The sequence below is a fragment of the Exiguobacterium sp. U13-1 genome, from assembly GCF_001750115.1.
GTDB classification, from domain to species: domain Bacteria; phylum Bacillota; class Bacilli; order Exiguobacteriales; family Exiguobacteriaceae; genus Exiguobacterium_A; species Exiguobacterium_A acetylicum.
On record NZ_CP015731.1, the window covers coordinates 2,185,501 to 2,206,189 of the forward strand.

Here is a 20,689-nt window from a genome sequence, read left to right on the forward strand (position 1 = left end):
TATCCTAACATAGTTTTTTAATCAATCCTGTCCGAGCGCCTTATCGGACCGTTGCACAGCAATCATTTCTTCTGCTTGACGAATCAACTGCTCCCGGAGTTCGAGTGGTTCAAGGACTCGCACTTCCGGACCGAGCCGCATCAATTGGCGTCCGAGATACGGCAGTTCAGTTTCCGGAACCAACCATGTTCGTTCCGACTGAATCGGTAAAATCCCCTCTAGCAACCGTTCGCCTAATGGTGATACTTCCAGTTTCACCGTCGTCATCGGTACGTGTGCCGTACCCTGCTCCAAATCTGAAAAGGTTAACTCGGTTGCCGGCAACTCATGGAGCGTCACGTCTTTAATCCGATCGACACGGAACTGGCGATACCCTCGATTCGTCTGTCCATAGAAGTACCAGCGATTCTGTTCGAACGATATACCGATCGGATCCACGACGATCACGTGTCGTCCTTTTGTCGTCTCATAAAGAATATTCCCCATCCGTCCGCTCTCTAACAAGTCGAGTAACGCAGGATTTTGCGGCGACGGTGGTGTATCGACCGCTTGAAAGCGAAAGCGGTCTTTCCATTTTACAATCTGTTGCTCCGTCATTTTCGGTAACTCGTTCGCATAGCGTTCAGCGACTTCCTGTCGAATCGTACCGAATGGAAAATCGGGAATCTGTCCGACCCATTCCAGAAGGATGAATAAGACAATCGTCTCTTCATCCGTCAAGACGAGTGGCGGCATGTTCCGGTGCGGCAGCATCCGGTAACCCCCCGCTACGCCTGGTTCGCTGTAGATCGGATAACCATTTGCTTCAAGTACCGTCATGTCCCGTTGAATCGTCCGGATCGACACCTGACATTCTTCCGCAAGCATCCGTGCAGAGAAGTGTTCCCCCCGGTTTAACAAGCGGACTAAACGCCATTGTCTCGTATTCATACATTTCCTCCTCAAATAACGACATCTTTTGTCGTCATTATACGCTAAGATGAAGTCACACGATGCAAAAGGAGGAATTATGGATGTCACAACCTACGACCGTTCTTTATATCGCTTGTAGTCTTGACGGGAAAATTGCTAGACTCGACGGTTCACTTGATTGGTTATTTGCCGTTGCCGGAGACGGGGATAATGGTTATCAAGCGTTCTATGATCAAGTCGGTGCCGTCATCATGGGACGAAAAACATATGATGAGGTCCTGCAACTCAGCGAGACATACCCTTACGCAGATATTCCGAGTTATATCTATAGTTGGACGCAACGAACGTCTGAGACGGTCACCTATACGGATGAACCGCTCGATCAACTGCTTGACCGGATCACGCCAACGATCGAAGGTAACGTCTGGCTTGTCGGTGGTGGCGAATTGATTCAAGAAGCGTTGCGTTTAAAACGCATCCGCTCGATTGAACTGGCGATCGCACCCGTCATCCTCGGAACAGGCATCCCGCTGTTTCCGGAAGGGACGAATGAAACGCATCTTCGTTTGACAGCAAGTCGCCATTCGGGACAATTCCTGATGGCGACGTATGAAGTCTTGACTTAAAACAACAACAACCGGTTCGGGAAAGCGAACCGGTTGTTCGTTTATATCAGTCAGGCATTTTTCTTCGTTTTTTTCTCTTTTGGTTCCGTCCACTTGAAGATTTTATTCATGACGTTGTAAATCCGTTTTGATTCCTTCGTCATCAACGGTCCGAGGATGGCGAGAATCAAGACGTACAAGGCTGAGAATGGTGACAAGATGTCCATCAACCCACCAGCGATTCCGAGATTCGCGACGATGATCGAGAATTCCCCACGCGAGACGATTGTCAAGCCGATGTTCGAGGATGCTTTGTGTGACAAACCTGCTTTACGTCCCGCGATCATACCAGCCACATAGTTTCCGATGATCGTGATGACGACGGCACCGAGTGCGAGCCAAACGGCGTCAAGTAACATCGTCGGATCGATACTCAACCCGAAACTGAAGAAGAAGATCGCACCGAAGAAATCACGGAATGGGACGACGAGATGTTCGATCCGTTCGCCTTGATCAGTTTCCGAGAAGACGAGACCGAGTAACAACGCCCCGATTGCTTCTGCAACATGAATCGTTTCCGAGAATCCGGCGATGAAGAACAAGGCAGCAAAGACGACGATGATGAAGACTTCGTCCGAGGCGATCTTCAGCATCTTATTCAAAAGCGGTGTTGCCTTCCGAGCGACGATGAAGAACAGCAACATATAGCCGAGGGCGATCAAGATTGAGGTAAGGGACGCGAGTAACGTCGTCCCACCGCCGAGAAGCAGTCCCGATAAAACCGACAAATAAACGGCGAGGAAGATGTCCTCGAACATGATGATTCCAAGAATCAACTCCGTCTCCGTATTACCGGTCCGGCGAAGATCAACGAGGACTTTTGCCACGATCGCACTCGAGGAGATCGTAATGATCCCGGCGATGACGAGTACTTCATAGAGTGGGAATCCAGCGATGAACCCGTATAAGAGACCACCGGTAAAGTTAATCGATAAATAGATCGTTCCGCTCGTGACAATCGATTTTCCAGACCGGATCAACTTACCGATCGAGAACTCGAGTCCGAGATAGAATAAAAGGAACAGGACGCCGATTCGTCCGAGGAAGCTGATGAACTCAGCACTTTCAATGAACTTGAAGTCTAGTATCCCGATTGTCGGAGCGTGCGGTCCAACAATCATCCCGAGAATTATTAGAAACGGGATGATTGAGAAATTGAGTCTGTTCGCGAGCACTGCCGCGATTGCCACTAAGATAAGCGCGGTACCGACTTCAAATATGAGATGATCCATATATTATCCGCCTCCTTCGATTGAGAATAATGCTTTCGTGATGTGACGGATGTTTTGACGCTCTCCAGATAAGACGATCGTATCACCGGCTTCAAGGCGTGTATCCGGTCCTGGATTGAGCGATTTTGAACGGTCATGCTTGAGCACCGCAATGATTGAAATATCGTAATGGTTACGGACATCGAGTTCACCGATCGTTCGATTGTTGACCTTTGAATCCTGACCGACTTTGAACCATTCAATGACGAGATCATCAAACGCGAGTTCAATTTTTTCGAGATCCTTCGGCTTATAGGATAATCCTCCGAGAATTCCTGCCATCTGACGGGCTTCTGCGTCATTGAACGTCACGCTCGAGATGCTCTCATCAAAATCATCGTCATCGTAGTGATGCATCTCGCGTCGTCCATCATCATGGACGATGACGACCACCTTATCTCCTCGTGTCGTGATGCCTTCGAACTTCCGTCCGATTCCTGGTAAATCTACTTCTCGCATATCCATCTGTTATTTCCTCCTTTTTTTGGTTTACAAATGATGATTTGCTTTGTGGATGAGTGTCTTGAACGTCTCATCGCTCAATATATCTTGAAGGTCATGCAGCTGTTTCAAATCCGCTTTCGCCATGATGACAAACCCGTCCTCCTCAATGAATGCCACGCGATCTCCTTCCTCCACTTGCAAGGCCTGCCGAATTTTTTTGGGGATGGTGATCTGTCCTTTTGACGTTAACTTTGATAGCTCCATCACGAACTTCCTTCTTTCTGTGTTTTTCTTGTATTCCTTACTTCCTTACTTTTCTTATTTCCAGCGTAACACAGTTCTAAACTTATTCCGAGTGTTTTGCTTTGAATTAAAATTTAAAAATCGATTTTCTTTTTGTTCAACCGTATTCATACGATTATTTTCAAGACATCTTACAATAAACATAGAAAAACGCATCCTAATCTAAATGGATGCGTTCTTCGTCTTATTGTTATTCGGAGGTGATTTTATGTCGCAATTATTTTCAATTGCGTTTGTAATCTATATTTTATCGTTGAACATGGCAGCGATCTATCTTGTCCATAAACGAATCGTACCAGCTATAGTCGCTGGCTTAACAATTCTCTTCCTGATTCCAACCGTCAGTTGGACCGTCATGGTACTTTTTGTTTTCGCTTTATTCGTCACACCAGTCATGGATTGGTTTGAAGGTTTAGAAAGTCTGATTAACCTGATGTGGATTGGTCTGCTGAACGGATGCTGCTACATATTATTCGGTACCGTTAGATGGATCATTTCAATGATTCGGAGATGATTCTTTCGCTGGATCGATCTTTAGCCCTTTTTCACCTAAGTGATGGAAGGAACGTTCAATCGCCGTTTCGATATATCCATCCAATTGACACGGCAACAAGATATCATATTCTTGTGGCAGAACGGTTCGTCGATCCTCCTCTACCTCTCTAATGAAATGCGGAAATGCTTTCTATCTCGACTGCACACTCACTTCATGAAGCGCCCAATTTATCGCTTGTTCATTCCAGTTCACGAACGGAGCAATGCGTGTATTGTACCGCCTGAAGTCATCATGATACCTTGAACCAATCGAGGCGTCAGCTATGATCGCTTGCCGTAACCACCCCATATAAAAACCGCGTAACCAAATATCGTCCGCTATCAGATGGACGTAATAGCCACTTCGAAAAGATGGATCCCAAGACGCCGAGTCTCTCCAAAACGCTTCGCAGTCAATCGCTCGTGTCCCGCTCGCTAATTCACCCGTATAATGGTGGGCTTGCTCCTTCTCGTCATAGCGCGCATCAGGAGCGATCGTACCGAGAAGAAATCGAGCGGGGTCTAGTTCCGGAAGTAACGTAATCAATCGTTGTCCGATGTAGGCATGCATCAGTCGTGAACCCATCGCTTACTTCCCTTCGTAATCGTTACGCGTGATCGCATAAATTTTTAAATCCCAGAAACGCTCTTTAACGAATAAAGCACTCCGCGAGATCCCTTCAAACGTCATACCGATCTTTTCCATGACTCGAGCTGATCCATCATTCGCAACAAAATAACGGGCTTGAATGCGCTCGAGTCCGAGTGTCTCAAAACCGTACTGTACGAGACGCGCTGCTGCTTCCGGCATCAAACCCTTCCCCCAGTAATCGCGCGACAGCGCATAACCGAGTTCTGCTTGCTGTTGCTCAAACGAGACTTTGATGAAATCAATCGTCCCGATGACTCGTCCGCTCGTTTTTTCTTCGATTGCCCAAGGTGCCGGATTTCCTTGTTCGTATTGGCGAAGGATATGTTCGACGAATTGCTCAGAGTCCGTGAGGCTTTTATGCGCATGCCAGCTGACATATCGCGCCGTCTCTTCATCTTTCGTATAGGCATAGATATCTGCTGCATCTTCTATGCGAACCGGTCGCAAACGGAGTCGCTCCGTTTCAAGTACAGGCAAAGCTTGATATAAATCGATGGTCGTTAACATGATCGAACCCTTCTTCCTTTGATTTTTTCCAAGTATACCCACTCTTCCATAAAAAGTATAGAGATATACGAAAACGGTATCAGAATTTTCTGTTATAATATTGGAAAATGATGTAAGAAAGGATGCTGTCATGTCTTCTCGGGAACGAACCCTCTTAAGTGCGCTCGGTATTTCACAGTTTGGTGACTTCATTTATCTCGTTGCGATCAACGTATACATCTATCGCTTGACCGGCTCTGCGTCAGCCGTTGCTGCGCTTTGGATCATCAGTCCGGTCATCGCTCTCGTCATCAAGTCGTTCGCAGGAAGTTGGGTCGACCGATCCGACTTACGTCGACTGTTGATTCAAACTGATTTGTTGCGTGCTTTCTTAATCGGTATCATGCCATTTCTACCATTATCGTTGCTTTACATCGACTTGATCGCCTTAGCTATCATCAAAGCGGTCGTCGAACCGGCAACGTTGACCTACATCACGACGCTTGTTCCACAAAACGATCGGACGTCATTTAATGCCTATCGTAGTCTGATCACGTCTGGTGCCTTTTTGATCGGTCCGGCTCTCGCTGGAGGACTGCTCTATGTTGCTTCTGCCGACGTTGCCATTTGGCTCAACGCTGTCTCGTTCCTCGGATCAGCTGTCCTGCTGATGCGCTTGCCGCGTTTTACTGCTTCGGTCGAACAAGGGATGCGGCTGCAAGACATTATATCCGATTGGCGGCTTGTCTATCAGTTCAGCAAAAGTGCACGCTACGTGACGGGATTGTATATCCTCGCGATGCTGATGATGATCGCGACACTTGCACTTGATACGCAAGAAGTCGTCTTTTTACAACGAAGCATCGGGTTATCGGAAACCGACTATGGTTTACTGATGAGCCTGACTGGGATTGGTTCCGTCGCCGGCAGCTGGGTCGTCGCCCGCTACGCTAAAACGCTCTCGATTAGGACGATGCTGACGATCGGCTATGTATTTGTCGCTGTCGGTTACATGCTGTATGCGAATGCGAATTCGTTTTCGATCGTCTGTACTGGTTTCTTGTTGCTCGGTAGTTTTCACGCATTTGCGGGAACCGGTTTCTTGACGTTCCAACAGACGAATATTCCACTCCACTTAATGGGACGCTTTACGAGTCTATACGGTGTCGGCGTCAGTCTGCTACAGATTCTAGCGATCGTCGCGATCGGTCTGCTCGGTGACATCTGGTCGATTCGTTTCAGTACGATTCTATTTGCCGGTCTCCTCGTGATCGTGACGATCTGTTTCCTTGGATTGGTTCTCCTCCCGCGCAAGCAACAGTATTTCGCAACGAACGAGATCAACGAAGAACGACATGCCTAAAAAAACAGGGAACCCCGTCAACGCGGTGTTCCCTGTTTGAGTTGCAATTCTAACCGTTCTTTCATTACTTCAACGTGTGCGACGAGCGGAAAAGTTCCGTCTTGTAGTTGTTTTTGCAGTTGTTTTGCTTCCGCTAAAGCGAGCGCGTATTCCGCTTCTGAGACGTCCCCTTGCTCCCGTGCTGCTTCCAGTTCGTCCACATCGACTAACAAGAAGACTTCTCCCGATGGCAAAACGATCAGATCGAGAAACAGATCCTCCCAGTAAATACGTCCGTCTTCCACTCCAGTACGAAGACAGATATCGATATAGTTTTGTACCAACTGACCTGTGGCGTCAAACATCGAGGTCACGGCATGATGGGCATCGCTTGGGAATTGTTGTACCCAGACGTAACCAGCGTCAGCGATTCGAATCGTTTCGTCACCATAACGGACGTCTAACGGTGAAGTGACTTCAATGAGTTGAAGGAGTGTCACATGTCCTTTGAACACTTCGTTTTCTACTTGTTCATGACCATAGTGTCGTTGTGTGATGCGACGCCAGTCACGTCGATCGGCATAGCGTTTTTTGATCATTTACCGGTCCTCCGTTTTTTCCTTAGTGTGCCATACCCCACTTCTTTTTCATTCTAATTCTTTAAAAAAAGAGGCAACGGATTTTTTCCGTTGCCCCTTACTTCATCATTTTGCCGTCTCTGAACCGTGTAACGCAGCACCATTCGTCTCGATGACGTGACGGTACCAATCGAACGAATCTTTTTTCATCCGTTTCATCGATCCATTGCCTTCGTTATCCCGGTCGACATAGATCATGCCGTATCGTTTTTTCATCTCTCCTGTCGTAAAGGAGACGATGTCGATGACGCCCCACGGCGTGTAGCCGATCAATTCGACGCCATCTTCGAGCACGGCTGCTTTGAACGCTTCGATATGCTCACGCAAGTAATCGATCCGCGCTGTATCATGAATCTGACCATCCTCGATCGTATCAATCGCACCGAAACCGTTCTCGACGATGAACAACGGAATCTGATAGCGGTCGTACAGACGGTTCATCGCATACCGGAGTCCAACCGGATCAATCGCCCATCCCCAGTCACTCGACTGGATGTATGGGTTCTCAACACCATTCGCAAGACCACCGTTGACGATGTTACCTGTGTTATTGACGACAGCATCATGTTTGACGGTCGTCGACATGTAGTAACTGAATCCGAGATAATCGACCGTTCCGTTTCGTAAGATTTCTGCGTCACCTTCTAGGATCGGAATGTCATACCCTTCCCGTTTGAACTCATTTAACGCGTAAGACGGATAATAGCCGCGGACTTGAACGTCTGGGAAGAAGTAACGCTGACGCATCGATGTCTCAGCAAGCAGAATGTCTTCCGGGTGCGACGAGTACGGATAGATCGGTACATGGGAAACCATCGCTCCGATCTCGAAGTCCGGGTTGATCGCTTTCCCTTTCGCGACAGCTAGTGCACTCGCGAGTAACTCATGATGCCCCGTTTGATACATGACTTCCATCGCGTTCTCTTTCGGATCAAGTAGGACACCAGAATTCGTCCAAAGGAACAACGGATTGCTGACGTCCATCTTGTTGTTGATCTCATTGAACGTCATCCAGTACTTAACCTTGTCTTTGTAACGCGTGAAACAGACTTCCGCGAATTTTTCGAAGAACAGCGCTACTTTCCGGTTGCGGAATCCACCGTATTCACGTGCGAGGTGGAGTGGCATCTCAAAGTGCGACAGTGTGATGATCGGTTCGATGCCGTATTTCAGTAATTCGTCGAAAACGTCATCATAAAACTTCAGTCCTTCTTCGTTCGGTTCCGCCTCGTCTCCGTTCGGGAAAATCCGACTCCACCCGATTGACGTCCGGAGACATTTCAGTCCCATCTCAGCGAACAGGGCGATGTCCTCTTTATAACGGTGATAAAAATCAATCGCCTCGTGATTCGGATAGAATTCATTCTCCTCTACCTGATCCGTGATGCGTCGTGCAACGCCGTGAGCCCCTGCCGTCAATACATCAACGACGCTCGGTCCTTTTCCGCCAGCATTCCAGCCACCTTCGAATTGATGCGCCGCTAACGCACCGCCCCATAGGAAATCATTTGGTAATGTCTTCATCTTCATGTCCTCCTTCTTTTCTCTTACTTGATGATCGTCAAGATTTCTGTATTTGCCGTCGTGACTGTCTCGTCCGTCGGTAGGATTTGTGCATAACTCTGCGTGTTCGTGATAATGATTAGTGTGATCGTCTCGAGTCCATGCGTCTCAATCGCTGTCGCATCAAACGTTACGAGGAGATCACCTGTCGTCACCGTATCACCTTCTTGGACGTGAAGCGTAAACGGTTTACCGTCGAGCGTTACGGTCTCAAGACCGACATGGATCAAAACTTCGACACCACTCGTCGAGCGTAATCCGATCGCGTGACCTGACGGGGCGACCATGACGACGGTCCCGTCAAACGGTGCCGTGACCCGGTTGTTCGTCGGACGAATCGCTACCCCTTGTCCCATCGCACCGGAAGCAAAGACAGGATCCGGTACATCCGATAAGGCAACGATTTTTCCTTCAAGTGGTGCACGAAGCGTCTCTTCATTTGTCAGAGTTGCGCTGACTTCCTGTTTTGCAACTGGTGTCGCTGTACTTGCAGGTGCTACGACCGGAGCAGCCTGCTCCCCGAAACCGAACACTTGAATTAAAACGATGGGTAGAATCAAGGCAATCGCCGTTCCGATCAATAAGCCGATGATCGACGATGGATAGTCGGAATCGATGCCGTTGACGAGCGTCAATGGTCCCGGTAATCCGGCGTAGGCAAAGTAATACGGTTTAAAGAAACTTGCCGTGACTGCGCCGATTGCTCCCGAGATACAGCCATAGATAAACGGTTTTTTAAAACGGAGCGTCACCCCATAGATAGCTGGTTCCGTGATACCGAAGATACCTGTCAGTCCGGCTGAGACCCCGACTTTTTTCGTTTCTTTGTTACGTGCTTTCAAGATGACCCCGATGACAGCACCGATTTGGGCGATGACGGCAATCGTTTGGTAGGCTTGGAACGAGTCGCGACCATATTGCTCAAAGTTTGCGAGCACCATCGGCGTGACACCCCAGTGGACACCGAAGATAACGATGACTTGCCAGAAGCCACCGATGATGAGACCAGCTACCGCAGGAGCATTCTCCGCTAAGTAGTTATACCCGTTTGCGATCCCTTCTGCACCAAGTGTCGTGATCGGTCCGATCAAGAGAATCGTAAGCGGCACCATCAATACCATACTGAAGAATGGAACGAACAACGGACGGACGACTTCATGAATTGTCTTGTTCAGGAATCGCTCGACATAAGACAGGATCCAGACGAGGAATAATGGCGGTAAGACCGATGACGTATACGTCGTCCCGGATAATGCGATTCCTAAAAACGTGATGGATTCACCAGCCGTGATGCGTGCTGCGATATCTGCCCATGTTGGACTGACGAGTGCCGCACTACAGGCGACCGCGATGAAGGCATTGACCTTAAAATGATTCGCTGCCGTGATGGCAATGAAAATCGGCAAAAACGTAAACGGTGCCCATGAAATGAAGCTGAAGACTTCGTAAATCCCTGTTTTCGCAAATGCTGGAAAAGCGAGCGTCGTCAAAATCAAAATTCCCTGCAGAATCCCCGCTGCAGCTAAGATGTAGACAAACGGTGCAAAGACGGCTGACATCGTCGCAATGATTCGGTTGAGGACCGTCCCTTTCGGCGCCTCTTCCGTTTCCGATTGTTCCAAATCGACGAGCTTCAAAAATTCTTGATGAACTTCCCCGACGTGTTGACCAATGACGACTTGAAATTGCCCACCAGACTCAACGACCGTAATGACGCCAGGTAGTGCACTGACTGTTTCCTTAGCTGACGAATCCGATCGTTTCAAGACGAGACGAAGTCGTGTGGCACATCGGACGGCGCTGATGACGTTGTCTTCTCCCCCGACAGCTTCTAAAATCGAATGCGCCAATTGTTGATAATCGCGAACCTTGCCCATATCGTGTACCTCCCCTGAATATGACGCTTGAATACCCTTTCATTTTAATTGTACATTCACAATTAATCAATACATAAATAATTAAATTTAACATGTTATTAATCAACAGAAGGCTTATGCTATACTAAAGAAAGAAAAAGTTCGCAAGAAAAGAAGGTGTCCTATGCTGAAATACCAACAGACGGCCGATGAAATCGAACGGTACATAGAACAACATGAGTTGAAACAAGGGGACAAACTACCGATTCTCGAAGAGTTGATCCGGCAGTTCGCCGTCAGTAAGACGACGATGACAAAATCACTTGAGTTACTCGAACGAAAAGGGGTTATCTTTCAAGTCCGTGGAAGCGGGATTTTTGTCCGGAAGACGAATCGCACCGGCTACATTCGCCTGTTCTCGACCCAAGGATTCAAGCAGAATCTCGTCGGTCATACGATCGAGTCGACCGTTCTCGCACTCGAACCAATCGCTGCAACCGATAATATCGCGAAAAATCTCGGGATCGAGGCAGGTGAGACAGTTTATTACGTCAAGCGAATCCGCTACATCGACAGCAAGATCCTCTGTCTCGAAGAGTCTTACTATCGCCAATCAATCGTTCCGTACTTAAATCGTGAAATCGTCGAGCAGTCGATCTTCGAATACTTAGAGACGGCACTCCAATTGAATATCGGGTTCTCGGATATGTATATGCACGTCGGGAAGTTAAGCGCTGAGTCGGCTCATCATCTGGATCTCACCGAGGGCGATCCTGGATTGACGATCGAGACGGTGTTTCATTTGACGAACGGTCGTCCGTTCGACTATTCCGTCATCACCTATCATTATGAACACTCGCATTTCGTCGTTCAGGCGAACGGACTATATCTTTAACAAATGAAAAAAGTAAAAAAGCGAAGTCTGATGATCGTCTTCATTTTACTGAAGACGTTCCATCGGATTTCGCTTTTTCTTTTAAGAAACTAATTAAAATTAACATACAAAACGGATAAATCGCTAAAACGGCAATCAATAATAAGCCAAGGACTGGGCTCGGAAAATCAGTAGGGTACGTGACTGGGAACCACTGACTCAGAGCATACGACATGAAGACGAAATACGGTATCCAACTAAAGGAAAACGACCAAGTAATTCGACCTCGAACTATTATCCCCTGCATCAGACGAATAGGCGTAAAAAATAGGATCATACACACCGTGATTAATAGAAAATCCATTAGATAAAAAACTGGTATGATGTTCCCGTTATGCGGATAATACGTTCGATGTTCAATGTCATCTCAACAGGAAGAAAGAGAATCAAGGCGAAAAACAGACTCCATCCGTTCCATTTTATAAATAATCGCATCCTTTAAATACCTATCTCTTCTTTACTAGAATTTTCGATATACAGTTCCCCATCAAATGTCGTCAAGGCAATCACTTTCCCGTCTTTTTCATACCACGCCGTTGCGCCTTCACGATCGAGTTCTTTCCAATCGGCTTGGCGAATCCGAGTCCCATAGAGTAAACCCGGTCCGTCAGTTTCCGAGACTAGACGGGTTTTGATTTTCCACTCGCCTTGTTTTTCAACTGCCGTAGCAAATCGCGGCACCGGAAAACCGGATACTTTTGATTCTTGAAATCCAGCATACCAACTACCGATGACTACAATGAGCCCAAGACATACAATGGCGATCCATTTCTTCTTCATAAGTATTCTCCTTTTACTTTCCATCTTCATTTTAAAATTACCAAAAAATAGTTTAATTTCCCTCATCCTAAAGGCGGATTACTGATTTTTTAGTTGTGAAAACATATGAAAATTGTTTCGAATTTATGAAAACATCCAAAAAAATTTCAATTTTTTTCATAAAAAATGCACACCCCTGTTCGTCCTTAGAGTAGCAACGGTTTGACAACTCCCGGCACAGAGCCGTTTTCAGTCGTTTTCAATTGATTAAGCGCATTAGCAACTTGACTTCATTTCCTGCTATGGTACGATACGAACTTATCAAAGGGAGTGAACAGAACTTATGAAATTCAGAAAAGAAAAAGTCAATGTCGTTGACATGCAGCAAACCAAAAAGAGTGTCTACGCGACCGGAATTGGGAATGCGATGGAATGGTTCGATTTTGGTCTTTATTCCTATCTCGCAATCATCATCAGTCAAAACTTCTTTAGCGCTGTTGAAAATGATGAACTGAAGCTCGTCTTTACTTTTGCGACGTTTGCGATCGCTTTTTTAATGCGACCAATCGGCGGAATCGTCTTTGGACGCATCGGAGATCGACTCGGGCGGAAGGTCGTCTTAACAACGACGATCGTCATGATGGCTGGTTCCACGCTCATCATTGGTCTATTACCGACCTACGATCAAATCGGAATTTGGGCACCGATCCTGTTATTGTTAGCCCGGATTTTACAAGGATTCTCGACTGGCGGTGAATATGCCGGCGCAATGGTCTACATCGCTGAGTCATCACCAGATAACAAACGGAGTGCCCTCGGAAGTGGACTTGAAATCGGTACACTCGGTGGATATATTCTCGCCTCATTACTGGCTACAACACTTTTCGTCACCTTATCGGATGATCAAATGGCATCTTGGGGATGGCGGATTCCCTTCATTCTTGGAGCACCACTCGGTTTATTTGGTCTCTATTTACGTCGTCACTTGGATGAATCACCGATCTTCGAAAATGAGATTAATGAAAACACAGAAGAGCCTGCGACATTCCGCGAAATTCTTCGCGACCACAAACGTGATATCATCGTTTGTTTCATCGCTGTTGCCTTCTTCAATATTACGAACTACATGCTCTTGTCCTACATGCCATCGTACCTCGATGAAGTCATCGGCATGTCAAGTTCGACAAGTACGATTCTAATTACTGGGGTCATGGTGATCATGATTCCGCTCGCTTACTTCTTCGGGAAGCTCAGTGATAAAAAAGGGAATCGTAATATCGTCCTTTTCGCGTTAGCCGGACTATCGTTGCTTTCAATCCTGTCGTTCTTCTTGATTGGTCTTAAACCACTCTTTTTCGTCGGAATCGGGATCTTCATCCTCGGCTTCTTCTTGGCGATCTTTGAAGGAACGATGCCAAGTCTTCTACCGAGTATCTTCTATACGGATGTCCGTTATCGGACACTATCCGTGACGTTCAACGTCTCGGTCTCGATCTTCGGTGGAACGACGCCACTCGTTTCGACTTGGCTCGTCCATACGACACAAAATCCGCTTGCTCCTGCTTTCTATCTAACAGCAGTCAGCGTCATCGGATTCGTCACGTTCTTCTTCTTCTTTAAAAATACAGCCGGAAAAGCACTTAAAGGATCGCATCCGACTGTATCGAGTGAAAAAGAAGTCGCATCAATCGCGAAGAAACCAAACGATGCCCTCTGGTGGGCAGAATAATTGCTAGCTATAAGTAAGAGCCGTCTTCCACAGAAGACGGCTCTTTTTATTAGACAGCACTCAACTCTTTTACGACTCGGTCCGCGACTGCGAGTTCCTGTTCTTGTGCAAAATCGAACTGACAACCGATCGCAGCGAGCCCGTTTGCATGCGCCGCTTTGAAATCAGATAAGCGGTCACCGACAACGTAGCCTGACGAGATATCGTGCATCTTACAAATCTCCCGTACGAGTGCTGATTTATCACCGGAACGAATGTCTTCAATGCTATAGACATGATCGATATACGCTTCAAGTCCATACGTCGTCACGATTGCTGACAAGTAGGATGGCCACCCATTACTGGCGATATAGACGGAGTGACCCGCTTGTTTCAAACGAGCGAGCAACTCGACCGTTCCTGGATATAAGCGACCGTTCCCCGCTTTGACTGCCTGCTCTAAGCTACGTCGAAACTTGTGATCCGCAGCCTGTTGGTCTGTGGCTGAAAAGTCCGGTAGTAACGTCTGCCAGACTTCCGGTAACGAGACGCCCATGATCTGCTGATAGAGGGCGAGTGGGGTTTCCCCCTCCCAGCGTCCCGTTTGACGCAACTCTTGAAAGACCTCTTCTAGCGCATGCGACAGCACGGCATTCGTTTGAAACAACGTTCCATCCATATCAAAAATGTAGTGTGTCATTCGCTCTCCCCTTTTTGCTCTTGATTTATCATTTGAATCACGGATTCTATCGATCTATCCTCAGCAATTAGACGATCTGTCGGGCGGTGATCCCGATCAATCCACCAGCGTTTCATATCCGTCACAGAAAACTCCGTGGGCTGGCGCATTTCATGGCGACGAACCGTTTCTTCAAATGAGACGTCAAAATAATACGCCGCGTACCGTGAAGTAAAGCGTCGTTCCAACCGGTCAATCATCTCACCGTACCAGTTCTGTGCAAGAATTCCTTCCAGCAGAATCGTCGCGTGGCGTCCGTCAGCAAGTCCGATCAACTCTTCGATCCAGCAAATCGCCGGATTTCCTGGTCCATCTTTTACGTTCAACATCTCCCTGCGGATGACATCTTGCGAGAATAAGATGCTATCCGGTAAGACCGATCGTAACGCTTTTGCAAGCGTCGTTTTTCCACTACCAGAATTCCCACGGATGACGATCAAGCGCGACTTCATGTCGTGAACCAGTCCCCGTTTAAGGCAGCAATGTACCGCTCTGCAGAGCGCGCTACTGCTTCAGACGCACCGGTTTCGATTTTCCGATGAAAGGCGTCATATAATTTTTCAAAGTGAAGCGGACGTAACGTTTCTGCCATTCGCGCGACCGTCTTTGCCGGAAGCGGAATCACATTCGGATAGCTGTACATGAAACTGACCCATGCCCGATCGGCAACGATCCGAATGATGTCTCCTGTCAACAATAGCCCCGCTGACGCGTCTTTTCGTTCACAAATGACTGCTCCTTTGAAGTGACCACCGACGCGATGTAACATCACATCTTCTGCTAACTTCAATCGTTCACCACTCCAGAAGACGATACGCTCGCTTGGTCGTGTCACGAACGACGCATCATCTTCATGAATATAGATCGGTACGTCAAAAGTCTCCGCCCATTCGACTTGTGTCGCGTAATAATGCGGATGTGATAAAGCAATCGCCTGAATCCCGCCCAATTCGTCAAGTTGCTCTTTCGTTGCGGAATCAAGATATGTAATGCAGTCCCATAACAGGTTGAACGATTTTCCTTGGACAAGATATGCCGTCTGACCGATACCGAACGACGGTGTCGTCTGAATCGCATAGACGCCTGCTCCGTCGTCACTAATGACATTTTGATACGTTCCTGATTGTTGCATCGCATCGAGCGTCGTCCACGTTTGACCGGTTGGATTGACATACTGTCGTTCCTCTAAGCAAATCGGGCATGTTTCGCGCTCTGGATTGATTTGTTCAACACCACACGTCGTACAGATGATGGTTTCCATCTCATCATTCCTTTCCAATTCGTAAATGATTTTCCTGATATATCATACCATATTCCATTTATAGGGATTGGAGGGATTAAGAGGCGGTTATCGAAAGGAACATGTATGAAAACAAAGGAGGAGATTCTGATGTCAATTTCGACCCACCTCATTACGCCCCGCTTGAACGCTGTTTTTTTGCATGTTCAGGATGTGAAACGTGCCGCCGCTTGGTATCACCAGTTACTGCAGCTGCCGTTTGATGCTTCGCGCGTCTCGTCACCTGTCTACAATCTTCCACTTGAGGGTCCAACGAGTTTGACGCTCGATGATCATACGAATGACGCAACGTACCGACATCACCCTTCTCCCCATGCCTTGTTTAATTTTTATACGACGGACATCGATGCATCCTATCAGTTTGTGCGGTCACTACACGCACCCATCATTCGAGACATCGAACGTTTCGATGACTTTGCTTACTTTACGTTTTCGGATCCTGACGGTAACGTCTTGATGCTCTGTACAGGGTAAGACAAAAGCAGGTCGAACCACTAATATGGGCTCGACCTGCTTTGTTTAATAAGACGTTCGATCGTCATTTATGACGCTTTGAAAACGTTCTGTGAATCGATTGATTGCCTCTTCCGTGTCTAAAATACCTGAAAACCAGATCTTCTTGTTCTGTGAAAATGTAAGATGCAGTGAGTCATGTATCGTGGATTGCACTTCAAGCATCGCAATCGTATCTGACTTCATTAACGTCTTTCGTGATAGAGTGACCAGTTCGTTCGTCAACGTTTCGCGTGTATCTTCTGACGTCTTTTCATGGAGAAGATCAACTGTCTTATGAAGCAATACGGCTTTTGAGACACGTGATAGATTCAACTCACGAATTTCGAACGTGTAGGCGTCCTCATGTTCATGCTGACGCTGGACGACGAATCGTGGAGAATGCACTAGGTGTTGAATGAAGTGAACGAACATTTCGATGGTCATTTCGGACATACCGAAACCCTCCCTTTTACGTGGATCAATGAACGAATGCCTTTAATCCTTTATCTGAATGGACAGTAAGAGTCCTGTATAAAAATCAATCAGGTGAATTGGAAATATCCCCTCCTCCCTGTAAAGTTATACCACAAAAACAAGTACAAAGTGTACATGTTTTTGTTTCAAAATTAAGATTCGATTAGCGTCCGAATCTTGTTTATAGTAACATAAAAGATACTAGTTTTAATCATAATTACCATCATCATGTGATAAAAATCTGAATGACTAGATTATGTACACGGATAAAGAGTCAGAGCTCGTTGATCCCACTCTGACTCTTCCTTCAATCGATCATCGTTGGCGCGATTAAATCTTGTAACGTGTATGCCTGCAACGCATCCGTAAAGGACATGAATGCTTGATCGAACGCTTGTCGTGTGTTTTGCAAACTACCATTTTTATTTGGAACTGTCACATTTTCAAGATAGGAGACTTCTTCAAATAAATGAACAATTTCTCCTAACGTAATCGTCTCTGGGGATTTTGCTAATTTGAATCCACCATTACGACCTTGTACGGAAATGATGAGACCAAACTTGCTCAATGAATGGACAATCTTCATCAAATGATTTTTAGAAATATCATAATGGGTTGCCACTTCCTGAATTTGTACGAGCCGAGTCGGATGCGACGCTGCGAAAATAAGCACACGAATGGCATAGTCCGTAGAGCGAGTCATCTTCATCCATTTCACCTTCTTTTTCTTTCCTTTATATAAACATAGTACAGAAGCTCACTCATTTTCACAATCAATAGTATGGTTTAAAGTGTCACTTCGAGTGATTTTGCACATATGTATATCGTTTATCTTAAAGGATATGAAGTGTCAAAATCTAGGGATTTTTTCGGAAAGAGGCAAAATGATATTTGGATCGATGAATCAAATCATGCAGATTATTGAATGTCTATGATAAGATTTCTTTAAACATGTATTTTTAGAGTTTGTTTCTATATCTTTTTAGAAAGAGGTCTAGTCATGAAGTGGCTCTCATCAAGTATGTTTCATCGATTTTATATCTTGTTACTCTCAAATTTCTTGATTTTTGCAAGCATTGGCGCCCTAACCTTTTACTTTTCTCAAAAAGAACTCGAGCAACACCGTGCTTCATCTCAAGAAATAACACTACAAAAAACGAAAGCTCGTACGCTTTGGAATGAAGCACAGCAAGTAAATCTTCAAATTCAACAAGTTGACTTTAATGATCAATCTGATCTCAAGCAGGTCAAGCAGCGGTTGGAACGTTTTCAACGACAGGTTCAATCATTTAATCAACGCTACTCAAATCCAGCGGACGAACGCTTTATACATCAACTCGTTCAATTTGCGAGATTTTTGGAACTGGAACTCACGTTGCAAGTACTCACGGATAATCAAAAGCTGGTTCAACAATCTGACTCCTCTATCAATGACTATTTTCGATTGATTCATGATGAAGAGCGAAAAGCGCAACAGTCACTACAACAAAGAACCGTTGAAGTTTTACGTTATGCTTTTGGTGTGATGATCATCGCTTTTTGCCTTCTCAGTTACTTGATTTTACGACTTGTGCGGTCTTTTCGAACGGACTTACTCGATCTCGTCGATCAAACGAAACAACCTGATCGATTGGAACATCATGATTTCCAGAACCGCCACGATGAGATTGGTTCACTTGGGCGATCGATGCAACAAATGACGACATTGCTCGCATTTGAACATCAGCAAACGCAAGCTGTTAATTCACAACTTCAAGAGTCTTTCTATCAACAAAAAATAATTGAGCGACAACTTCAATTTCAAAACCAGTTAGCTACTCAAATTTTACGCCATCAATCAATGTCAGGTCTTCACACTTGGCTACAAGCAATCGGTAGTCATTTTCGGGCGACGCATATCCATTTTTCACCACAGTCGGAAAGTTTTGAACCTGTACATATCGCCTTATCAGACGAACCGACATTTGACCAAGAGCGGCTAGAGTTAGAAGCGAAGACTGAGTTAGATACATCGCTCCATCTAATCGAGAAGGAACAATCGACGTTGTGTGCTCTCCCTTTACACAGTCCGTCAAAATTCATTGGTACATTGACGTTACAATTTCATCATCGTTTCACCGAGACAATCGCACTTCAGAAAACGACACATTTATTAAATATCGGATTGATGCGGTTGCTTGATGATATCCGTATAAAAGATCATCATCAATTAATTCAACGTATCTTAAATGGTCTTCGAGAAGCTATATTGTTCGTCGATGTGACGAACACAAATATCTTTACGAATCACATGTTCCATCAATTGTTCCCGAACTGGTCACCTTCTGAAAAACAATCCGAAAACTTAGCATTCGTCATCGAAACTTTCGAACCGTTGATTCTCGAAACAGATGCGTTATATGCCTATGTCGAACAAATCAAAGCAGGCTTTGAGCACGCAACAGTCGTTCCTGCTCAGGATTTTTCAATGTCAGACGATCGTCATGTAAGACTTTATACAGAATTTTTGTCCGATCGACAAGGGATTTTATTTGTTTTTCGTGAACGTACGGTTGAAGTCAATTATGCCAAAAGGGAGCAAAATTTCATTTCGGTTTTATCTCATGAGCTACGAACGCCGCTTGCGTCCATTGAAGGGTTTAGCGAACTGATGTTACATCGGACGTTGTCTCCTTCAAAACAGCGCAAATATCTAGAGACGATGCGGAGTGAGACACAGCGACTTAGTCAACTGTTAACCGAATTCCTTGATTATCAGCGACTCAGTCATCAAAAAGAATCATATCAGTTAGAATCATTTTGCATCGAACATATGCTCATTGAGTTAACGGAATGGTTGAACGTCACGACATCGACGCATCATATACAAATCGAAAGCGATGGTCCTTGCCTGATCACGGCTGATCCAGAAAAAATCCGGAGAGTCTTATTAAACCTCCTGAATAATGCAATAAAGTACTCTTCAGCCGGTTCGAACATTCAGGTCTCGTTAGCGTGCTGTGAAGCTGAAATCGTCATCACCATTAGCGATGACGGGTATGGTATTCCCAAAAAAGATCTTCCCCATCTGTTTGATCCATATTACCGCGTCGAACATGAAGATCATCTCCAAGTTCAAGGAACAGGTCTCGGTTTACCGATTTGTAAGGAAATCATTGAAGCGCACGGCGGACGGATCACCGTTCATTCAGAAATCGAAAAAGGATCCGACTTTTTTATCCGTTTACCTCGTGATGAAGAGTGGAACACAACCAATAACATGTATAAGAACAGTATGAATAATCTACAACTAGGAAGTGAAGAAAGTGGAAGCTGATTTAAATCAAATCGTTCGCTGTTTAAATCAAGATTTTAAACAGCAAAAAACTGTCTTCAGTGCAATACCCTTAAAAGAGACCAATCCCTGCATCGTCTTGATGGAAGATCACCGTAAAAGACGGATGGAGGATGCCTTGTATCAATATCCTGATTTCATCGCAGAGTTGGAATCACTCATTTATCGTTGTTTAATTGATGTCCGGGGAGCCCGTGAATCAGCCTCCCCTTCGGAGATTTTTATCTCTAAAGCCCAGCTTTATTCGCCGTATCATTATTTAGTCACCTTTTTATGAGAG

Annotated in this window: 24 protein-coding genes; 8 read left to right on the forward strand and 16 right to left on the reverse strand. The window is 45.9% G+C overall.

All coding sequences use genetic code 11. The features are described 5' to 3' along the window. Positions 1-21: 21 nt before the first annotated feature. Entirely contained in the window at positions 22-930 is a 909-nt protein-coding gene (locus tag ESP131_RS11460) for a helix-turn-helix transcriptional regulator (protein ID WP_047394792.1), read from the reverse strand. An 83-nt stretch (positions 931-1,013) separates the two neighbouring features. Between ESP131_RS11460 and ESP131_RS11465 the strand changes: the two genes are divergently transcribed. After that, the gene (locus ESP131_RS11465; RefSeq protein WP_069940777.1) at positions 1,014-1,538 is read left to right on the forward strand and encodes a dihydrofolate reductase family protein; all 525 of its coding nucleotides are present in this window, start codon (positions 1,014-1,016) and stop codon (positions 1,536-1,538) included. A gap of 50 nt (positions 1,539-1,588) precedes the next feature. Here the strand turns inward: ESP131_RS11465 and ESP131_RS11470 are convergent, their stop codons facing one another. From ESP131_RS11470 to ESP131_RS11480, 3 genes are read right to left on the reverse strand one after another with little or no spacing between them, the layout of a single operon-like run. After that, positions 1,589-2,809, reverse strand: coding sequence for a cation:proton antiporter (locus tag ESP131_RS11470; protein WP_035397077.1), 1,221 nt, complete (start codon positions 2,807-2,809; stop codon positions 1,589-1,591). Between the two features lie 3 nt (positions 2,810-2,812). After that, positions 2,813-3,313: a cation:proton antiporter regulatory subunit gene (locus ESP131_RS11475; protein WP_029341865.1), complete on the reverse strand. Its 501-nt coding sequence runs from the start codon at positions 3,311-3,313 to the stop codon at positions 2,813-2,815. A 24-nt stretch (positions 3,314-3,337) separates the two neighbouring features. Continuing rightward, a complete protein-coding gene (locus ESP131_RS11480) occupies positions 3,338-3,556 on the reverse strand; it encodes an AbrB/MazE/SpoVT family DNA-binding domain-containing protein (protein WP_023468485.1) in 219 nt (72 codons plus the stop codon). A 247-nt stretch (positions 3,557-3,803) separates the two neighbouring features. On the opposite strand from ESP131_RS11480, the gene ESP131_RS11485 reads away from it, so the two are divergent. After that, on the forward strand, positions 3,804-4,109 hold the full coding sequence (locus ESP131_RS11485; protein WP_069940778.1) for a hypothetical protein: 306 nt from the start codon (positions 3,804-3,806) through the stop codon (positions 4,107-4,109). Positions 4,110-4,280: 171 nt separating this feature from the next. On the opposite strand, the gene ESP131_RS11490 is transcribed toward ESP131_RS11485, so the two are convergent. Together ESP131_RS11490 and ESP131_RS11495 are read right to left on the reverse strand one after the other, a co-directional pair. After that, positions 4,281-4,715 carry a zinc dependent phospholipase C family protein gene (locus ESP131_RS11490; RefSeq protein ID WP_051656277.1) on the reverse strand — a complete coding sequence of 145 codons (435 nt, stop codon included), beginning with the start codon at positions 4,713-4,715 and terminating at the stop codon, positions 4,281-4,283. Between the two features lie 3 nt (positions 4,716-4,718). Continuing rightward, positions 4,719-5,288 carry a GNAT family N-acetyltransferase gene (locus ESP131_RS11495; protein WP_069940779.1) on the reverse strand — a complete coding sequence of 190 codons (570 nt, stop codon included), beginning with the start codon at positions 5,286-5,288 and terminating at the stop codon, positions 4,719-4,721. A gap of 130 nt (positions 5,289-5,418) precedes the next feature. Between ESP131_RS11495 and ESP131_RS11500 the strand changes: the two genes are divergently transcribed. Next, complete coding sequence (locus ESP131_RS11500) at positions 5,419-6,630, forward strand: MFS transporter (protein WP_029341869.1); 1,212 nt, start codon at positions 5,419-5,421, stop codon at positions 6,628-6,630. A gap of 17 nt (positions 6,631-6,647) precedes the next feature. Here the strand turns inward: ESP131_RS11500 and ESP131_RS11505 are convergent, their stop codons facing one another. The 3 genes from ESP131_RS11505 to ESP131_RS11515 all read right to left on the reverse strand — a co-directional run bounded on the left by ESP131_RS11505 (position 6,648) and on the right by ESP131_RS11515 (position 10,687). Next, positions 6,648-7,208 carry a ribonuclease FAU-1 family protein gene (locus tag ESP131_RS11505; RefSeq protein WP_069940780.1) on the reverse strand — a complete coding sequence of 187 codons (561 nt, stop codon included), beginning with the start codon at positions 7,206-7,208 and terminating at the stop codon, positions 6,648-6,650. A gap of 105 nt (positions 7,209-7,313) precedes the next feature. Then, the gene (gene bglA / locus ESP131_RS11510; RefSeq protein ID WP_029341871.1) at positions 7,314-8,771 is read right to left on the reverse strand and encodes a 6-phospho-beta-glucosidase BglA; all 1,458 of its coding nucleotides are present in this window, start codon (positions 8,769-8,771) and stop codon (positions 7,314-7,316) included. Between the two features lie 23 nt (positions 8,772-8,794). Beyond that, a complete protein-coding gene (locus ESP131_RS11515; protein ID WP_029341872.1) occupies positions 8,795-10,687 on the reverse strand; it encodes a beta-glucoside-specific PTS transporter subunit IIABC in 1,893 nt (630 codons plus the stop codon). Positions 10,688-10,850: 163 nt separating this feature from the next. On the opposite strand from ESP131_RS11515, the gene ESP131_RS11520 reads away from it, so the two are divergent. Further along, positions 10,851-11,561: a GntR family transcriptional regulator gene (locus tag ESP131_RS11520; RefSeq protein ID WP_029341873.1), complete on the forward strand. Its 711-nt coding sequence runs from the start codon at positions 10,851-10,853 to the stop codon at positions 11,559-11,561. 40 nt (positions 11,562-11,601) lie between these two features. Here ESP131_RS11520 and ESP131_RS16800 read toward each other — a convergent pair whose 3' ends face one another. Next, on the reverse strand, positions 11,602-11,775 hold the full coding sequence (locus tag ESP131_RS16800) for a hypothetical protein (RefSeq protein WP_197499325.1): 174 nt from the start codon (positions 11,773-11,775) through the stop codon (positions 11,602-11,604). Positions 11,776-12,038: 263 nt separating this feature from the next. Then, positions 12,039-12,380 carry a hypothetical protein gene (locus tag ESP131_RS11525; protein ID WP_029341874.1) on the reverse strand — a complete coding sequence of 114 codons (342 nt, stop codon included), beginning with the start codon at positions 12,378-12,380 and terminating at the stop codon, positions 12,039-12,041. A 322-nt stretch (positions 12,381-12,702) separates the two neighbouring features. Between ESP131_RS11525 and ESP131_RS11530 the strand changes: the two genes are divergently transcribed. Next, the gene (locus ESP131_RS11530; RefSeq protein WP_029341875.1) at positions 12,703-14,088 is read left to right on the forward strand and encodes an MFS transporter; all 1,386 of its coding nucleotides are present in this window, start codon (positions 12,703-12,705) and stop codon (positions 14,086-14,088) included. Between the two features lie 49 nt (positions 14,089-14,137). On the opposite strand, the gene ESP131_RS11535 is transcribed toward ESP131_RS11530, so the two are convergent. Genes ESP131_RS11535 through ESP131_RS11545 form a run of 3 tightly spaced genes read right to left on the reverse strand, consistent with a single transcriptional unit; the run spans position 14,138 to position 16,067 of the window. Further along, entirely contained in the window at positions 14,138-14,767 is a 630-nt protein-coding gene (locus ESP131_RS11535; protein WP_029341876.1) for an HAD hydrolase-like protein, read from the reverse strand. Further along, the gene (locus ESP131_RS11540; protein WP_069940781.1) at positions 14,764-15,258 is read right to left on the reverse strand and encodes an AAA family ATPase; all 495 of its coding nucleotides are present in this window, start codon (positions 15,256-15,258) and stop codon (positions 14,764-14,766) included. The genes ESP131_RS11535 and ESP131_RS11540 overlap by 4 nt, the downstream gene beginning before the upstream one ends. After that, positions 15,255-16,067, reverse strand: coding sequence for an MBL fold metallo-hydrolase (locus ESP131_RS11545; protein ID WP_029341878.1), 813 nt, complete (start codon positions 16,065-16,067; stop codon positions 15,255-15,257). Before ESP131_RS11545 ends, ESP131_RS11540 begins: the two co-directional genes overlap by 4 nt. A 129-nt stretch (positions 16,068-16,196) precedes the next feature. Between ESP131_RS11545 and ESP131_RS11550 the strand changes: the two genes are divergently transcribed. Beyond that, positions 16,197-16,580, forward strand: coding sequence for a VOC family protein (locus ESP131_RS11550; RefSeq protein ID WP_231925625.1), 384 nt, complete (start codon positions 16,197-16,199; stop codon positions 16,578-16,580). A gap of 45 nt (positions 16,581-16,625) precedes the next feature. On the opposite strand, the gene ESP131_RS11555 is transcribed toward ESP131_RS11550, so the two are convergent. Both ESP131_RS11555 and ESP131_RS11560 read right to left on the reverse strand, forming a co-directional pair. Beyond that, a complete protein-coding gene (locus ESP131_RS11555; protein WP_029341880.1) occupies positions 16,626-17,054 on the reverse strand; it encodes a hypothetical protein in 429 nt (142 codons plus the stop codon). A gap of 328 nt (positions 17,055-17,382) precedes the next feature. Further along, positions 17,383-17,784, reverse strand: a complete 402-nt coding sequence (locus ESP131_RS11560) for an RrF2 family transcriptional regulator (protein WP_029341881.1) — start codon at positions 17,782-17,784, stop codon at positions 17,383-17,385. Between the two features lie 291 nt (positions 17,785-18,075). Between ESP131_RS11560 and ESP131_RS11565 the strand changes: the two genes are divergently transcribed. Next, complete coding sequence (locus ESP131_RS11565; RefSeq protein WP_029341882.1) at positions 18,076-20,391, forward strand: sensor histidine kinase; 2,316 nt, start codon at positions 18,076-18,078, stop codon at positions 20,389-20,391. After that, positions 20,381-20,686, forward strand: a complete 306-nt coding sequence (locus ESP131_RS11570; protein ID WP_029341883.1) for a hypothetical protein — start codon at positions 20,381-20,383, stop codon at positions 20,684-20,686. The genes ESP131_RS11565 and ESP131_RS11570 overlap by 11 nt, the downstream gene beginning before the upstream one ends. Positions 20,687-20,689 lie beyond the last annotated feature (3 nt).

Coding starts and splice junctions, on each gene's coding strand:
- ESP131_RS11560 (WP_029341881.1), bottom strand. CDS start 17,784: ATGAAGATGACTCGCTCTACGGACTATGCCATTCGTGTGCTTATTTTC.
- ESP131_RS11525 (WP_029341874.1), bottom strand. CDS start 12,380: ATGAAGAAGAAATGGATCGCCATTGTATGTCTTGGGCTCATTGTAGTC.
- ESP131_RS11500 (WP_029341869.1), top strand. CDS start 5,419: ATGTCTTCTCGGGAACGAACCCTCTTAAGTGCGCTCGGTATTTCACAG.
- ESP131_RS11555 (WP_029341880.1), bottom strand. CDS start 17,054: ATGTCCGAAATGACCATCGAAATGTTCGTTCACTTCATTCAACACCTA.
- ESP131_RS11460 (WP_047394792.1), bottom strand. CDS start 930: ATGAATACGAGACAATGGCGTTTAGTCCGCTTGTTAAACCGGGGGGAA.
- ESP131_RS11530 (WP_029341875.1), top strand. CDS start 12,703: ATGAAATTCAGAAAAGAAAAAGTCAATGTCGTTGACATGCAGCAAACC.
- ESP131_RS11485 (WP_069940778.1), top strand. CDS start 3,804: ATGTCGCAATTATTTTCAATTGCGTTTGTAATCTATATTTTATCGTTG.
- ESP131_RS11535 (WP_029341876.1), bottom strand. CDS start 14,767: ATGACACACTACATTTTTGATATGGATGGAACGTTGTTTCAAACGAAT.
- ESP131_RS16800 (WP_197499325.1), bottom strand. CDS start 11,775: ATGTCGTATGCTCTGAGTCAGTGGTTCCCAGTCACGTACCCTACTGAT.
- ESP131_RS11545 (WP_029341878.1), bottom strand. CDS start 16,067: ATGGAAACCATCATCTGTACGACGTGTGGTGTTGAACAAATCAATCCA.
- ESP131_RS11490 (WP_051656277.1), bottom strand. CDS start 4,715: ATGGGTTCACGACTGATGCATGCCTACATCGGACAACGATTGATTACG.
- ESP131_RS11565 (WP_029341882.1), top strand. CDS start 18,076: ATGAAGTGGCTCTCATCAAGTATGTTTCATCGATTTTATATCTTGTTA.
- ESP131_RS11540 (WP_069940781.1), bottom strand. CDS start 15,258: ATGAAGTCGCGCTTGATCGTCATCCGTGGGAATTCTGGTAGTGGAAAA.
- ESP131_RS11465 (WP_069940777.1), top strand. CDS start 1,014: ATGTCACAACCTACGACCGTTCTTTATATCGCTTGTAGTCTTGACGGG.
- ESP131_RS11520 (WP_029341873.1), top strand. CDS start 10,851: ATGCTGAAATACCAACAGACGGCCGATGAAATCGAACGGTACATAGAA.
- ESP131_RS11495 (WP_069940779.1), bottom strand. CDS start 5,288: ATGTTAACGACCATCGATTTATATCAAGCTTTGCCTGTACTTGAAACG.
- ESP131_RS11550 (WP_231925625.1), top strand. CDS start 16,197: ATGTCAATTTCGACCCACCTCATTACGCCCCGCTTGAACGCTGTTTTT.
- ESP131_RS11470 (WP_035397077.1), bottom strand. CDS start 2,809: ATGGATCATCTCATATTTGAAGTCGGTACCGCGCTTATCTTAGTGGCA.
- bglA (WP_029341871.1), bottom strand. CDS start 8,771: ATGAAGACATTACCAAATGATTTCCTATGGGGCGGTGCGTTAGCGGCG.
- ESP131_RS11505 (WP_069940780.1), bottom strand. CDS start 7,208: ATGATCAAAAAACGCTATGCCGATCGACGTGACTGGCGTCGCATCACA.
- ESP131_RS11515 (WP_029341872.1), bottom strand. CDS start 10,687: ATGGGCAAGGTTCGCGATTATCAACAATTGGCGCATTCGATTTTAGAA.
- ESP131_RS11480 (WP_023468485.1), bottom strand. CDS start 3,556: ATGGAGCTATCAAAGTTAACGTCAAAAGGACAGATCACCATCCCCAAA.
- ESP131_RS11475 (WP_029341865.1), bottom strand. CDS start 3,313: ATGGATATGCGAGAAGTAGATTTACCAGGAATCGGACGGAAGTTCGAA.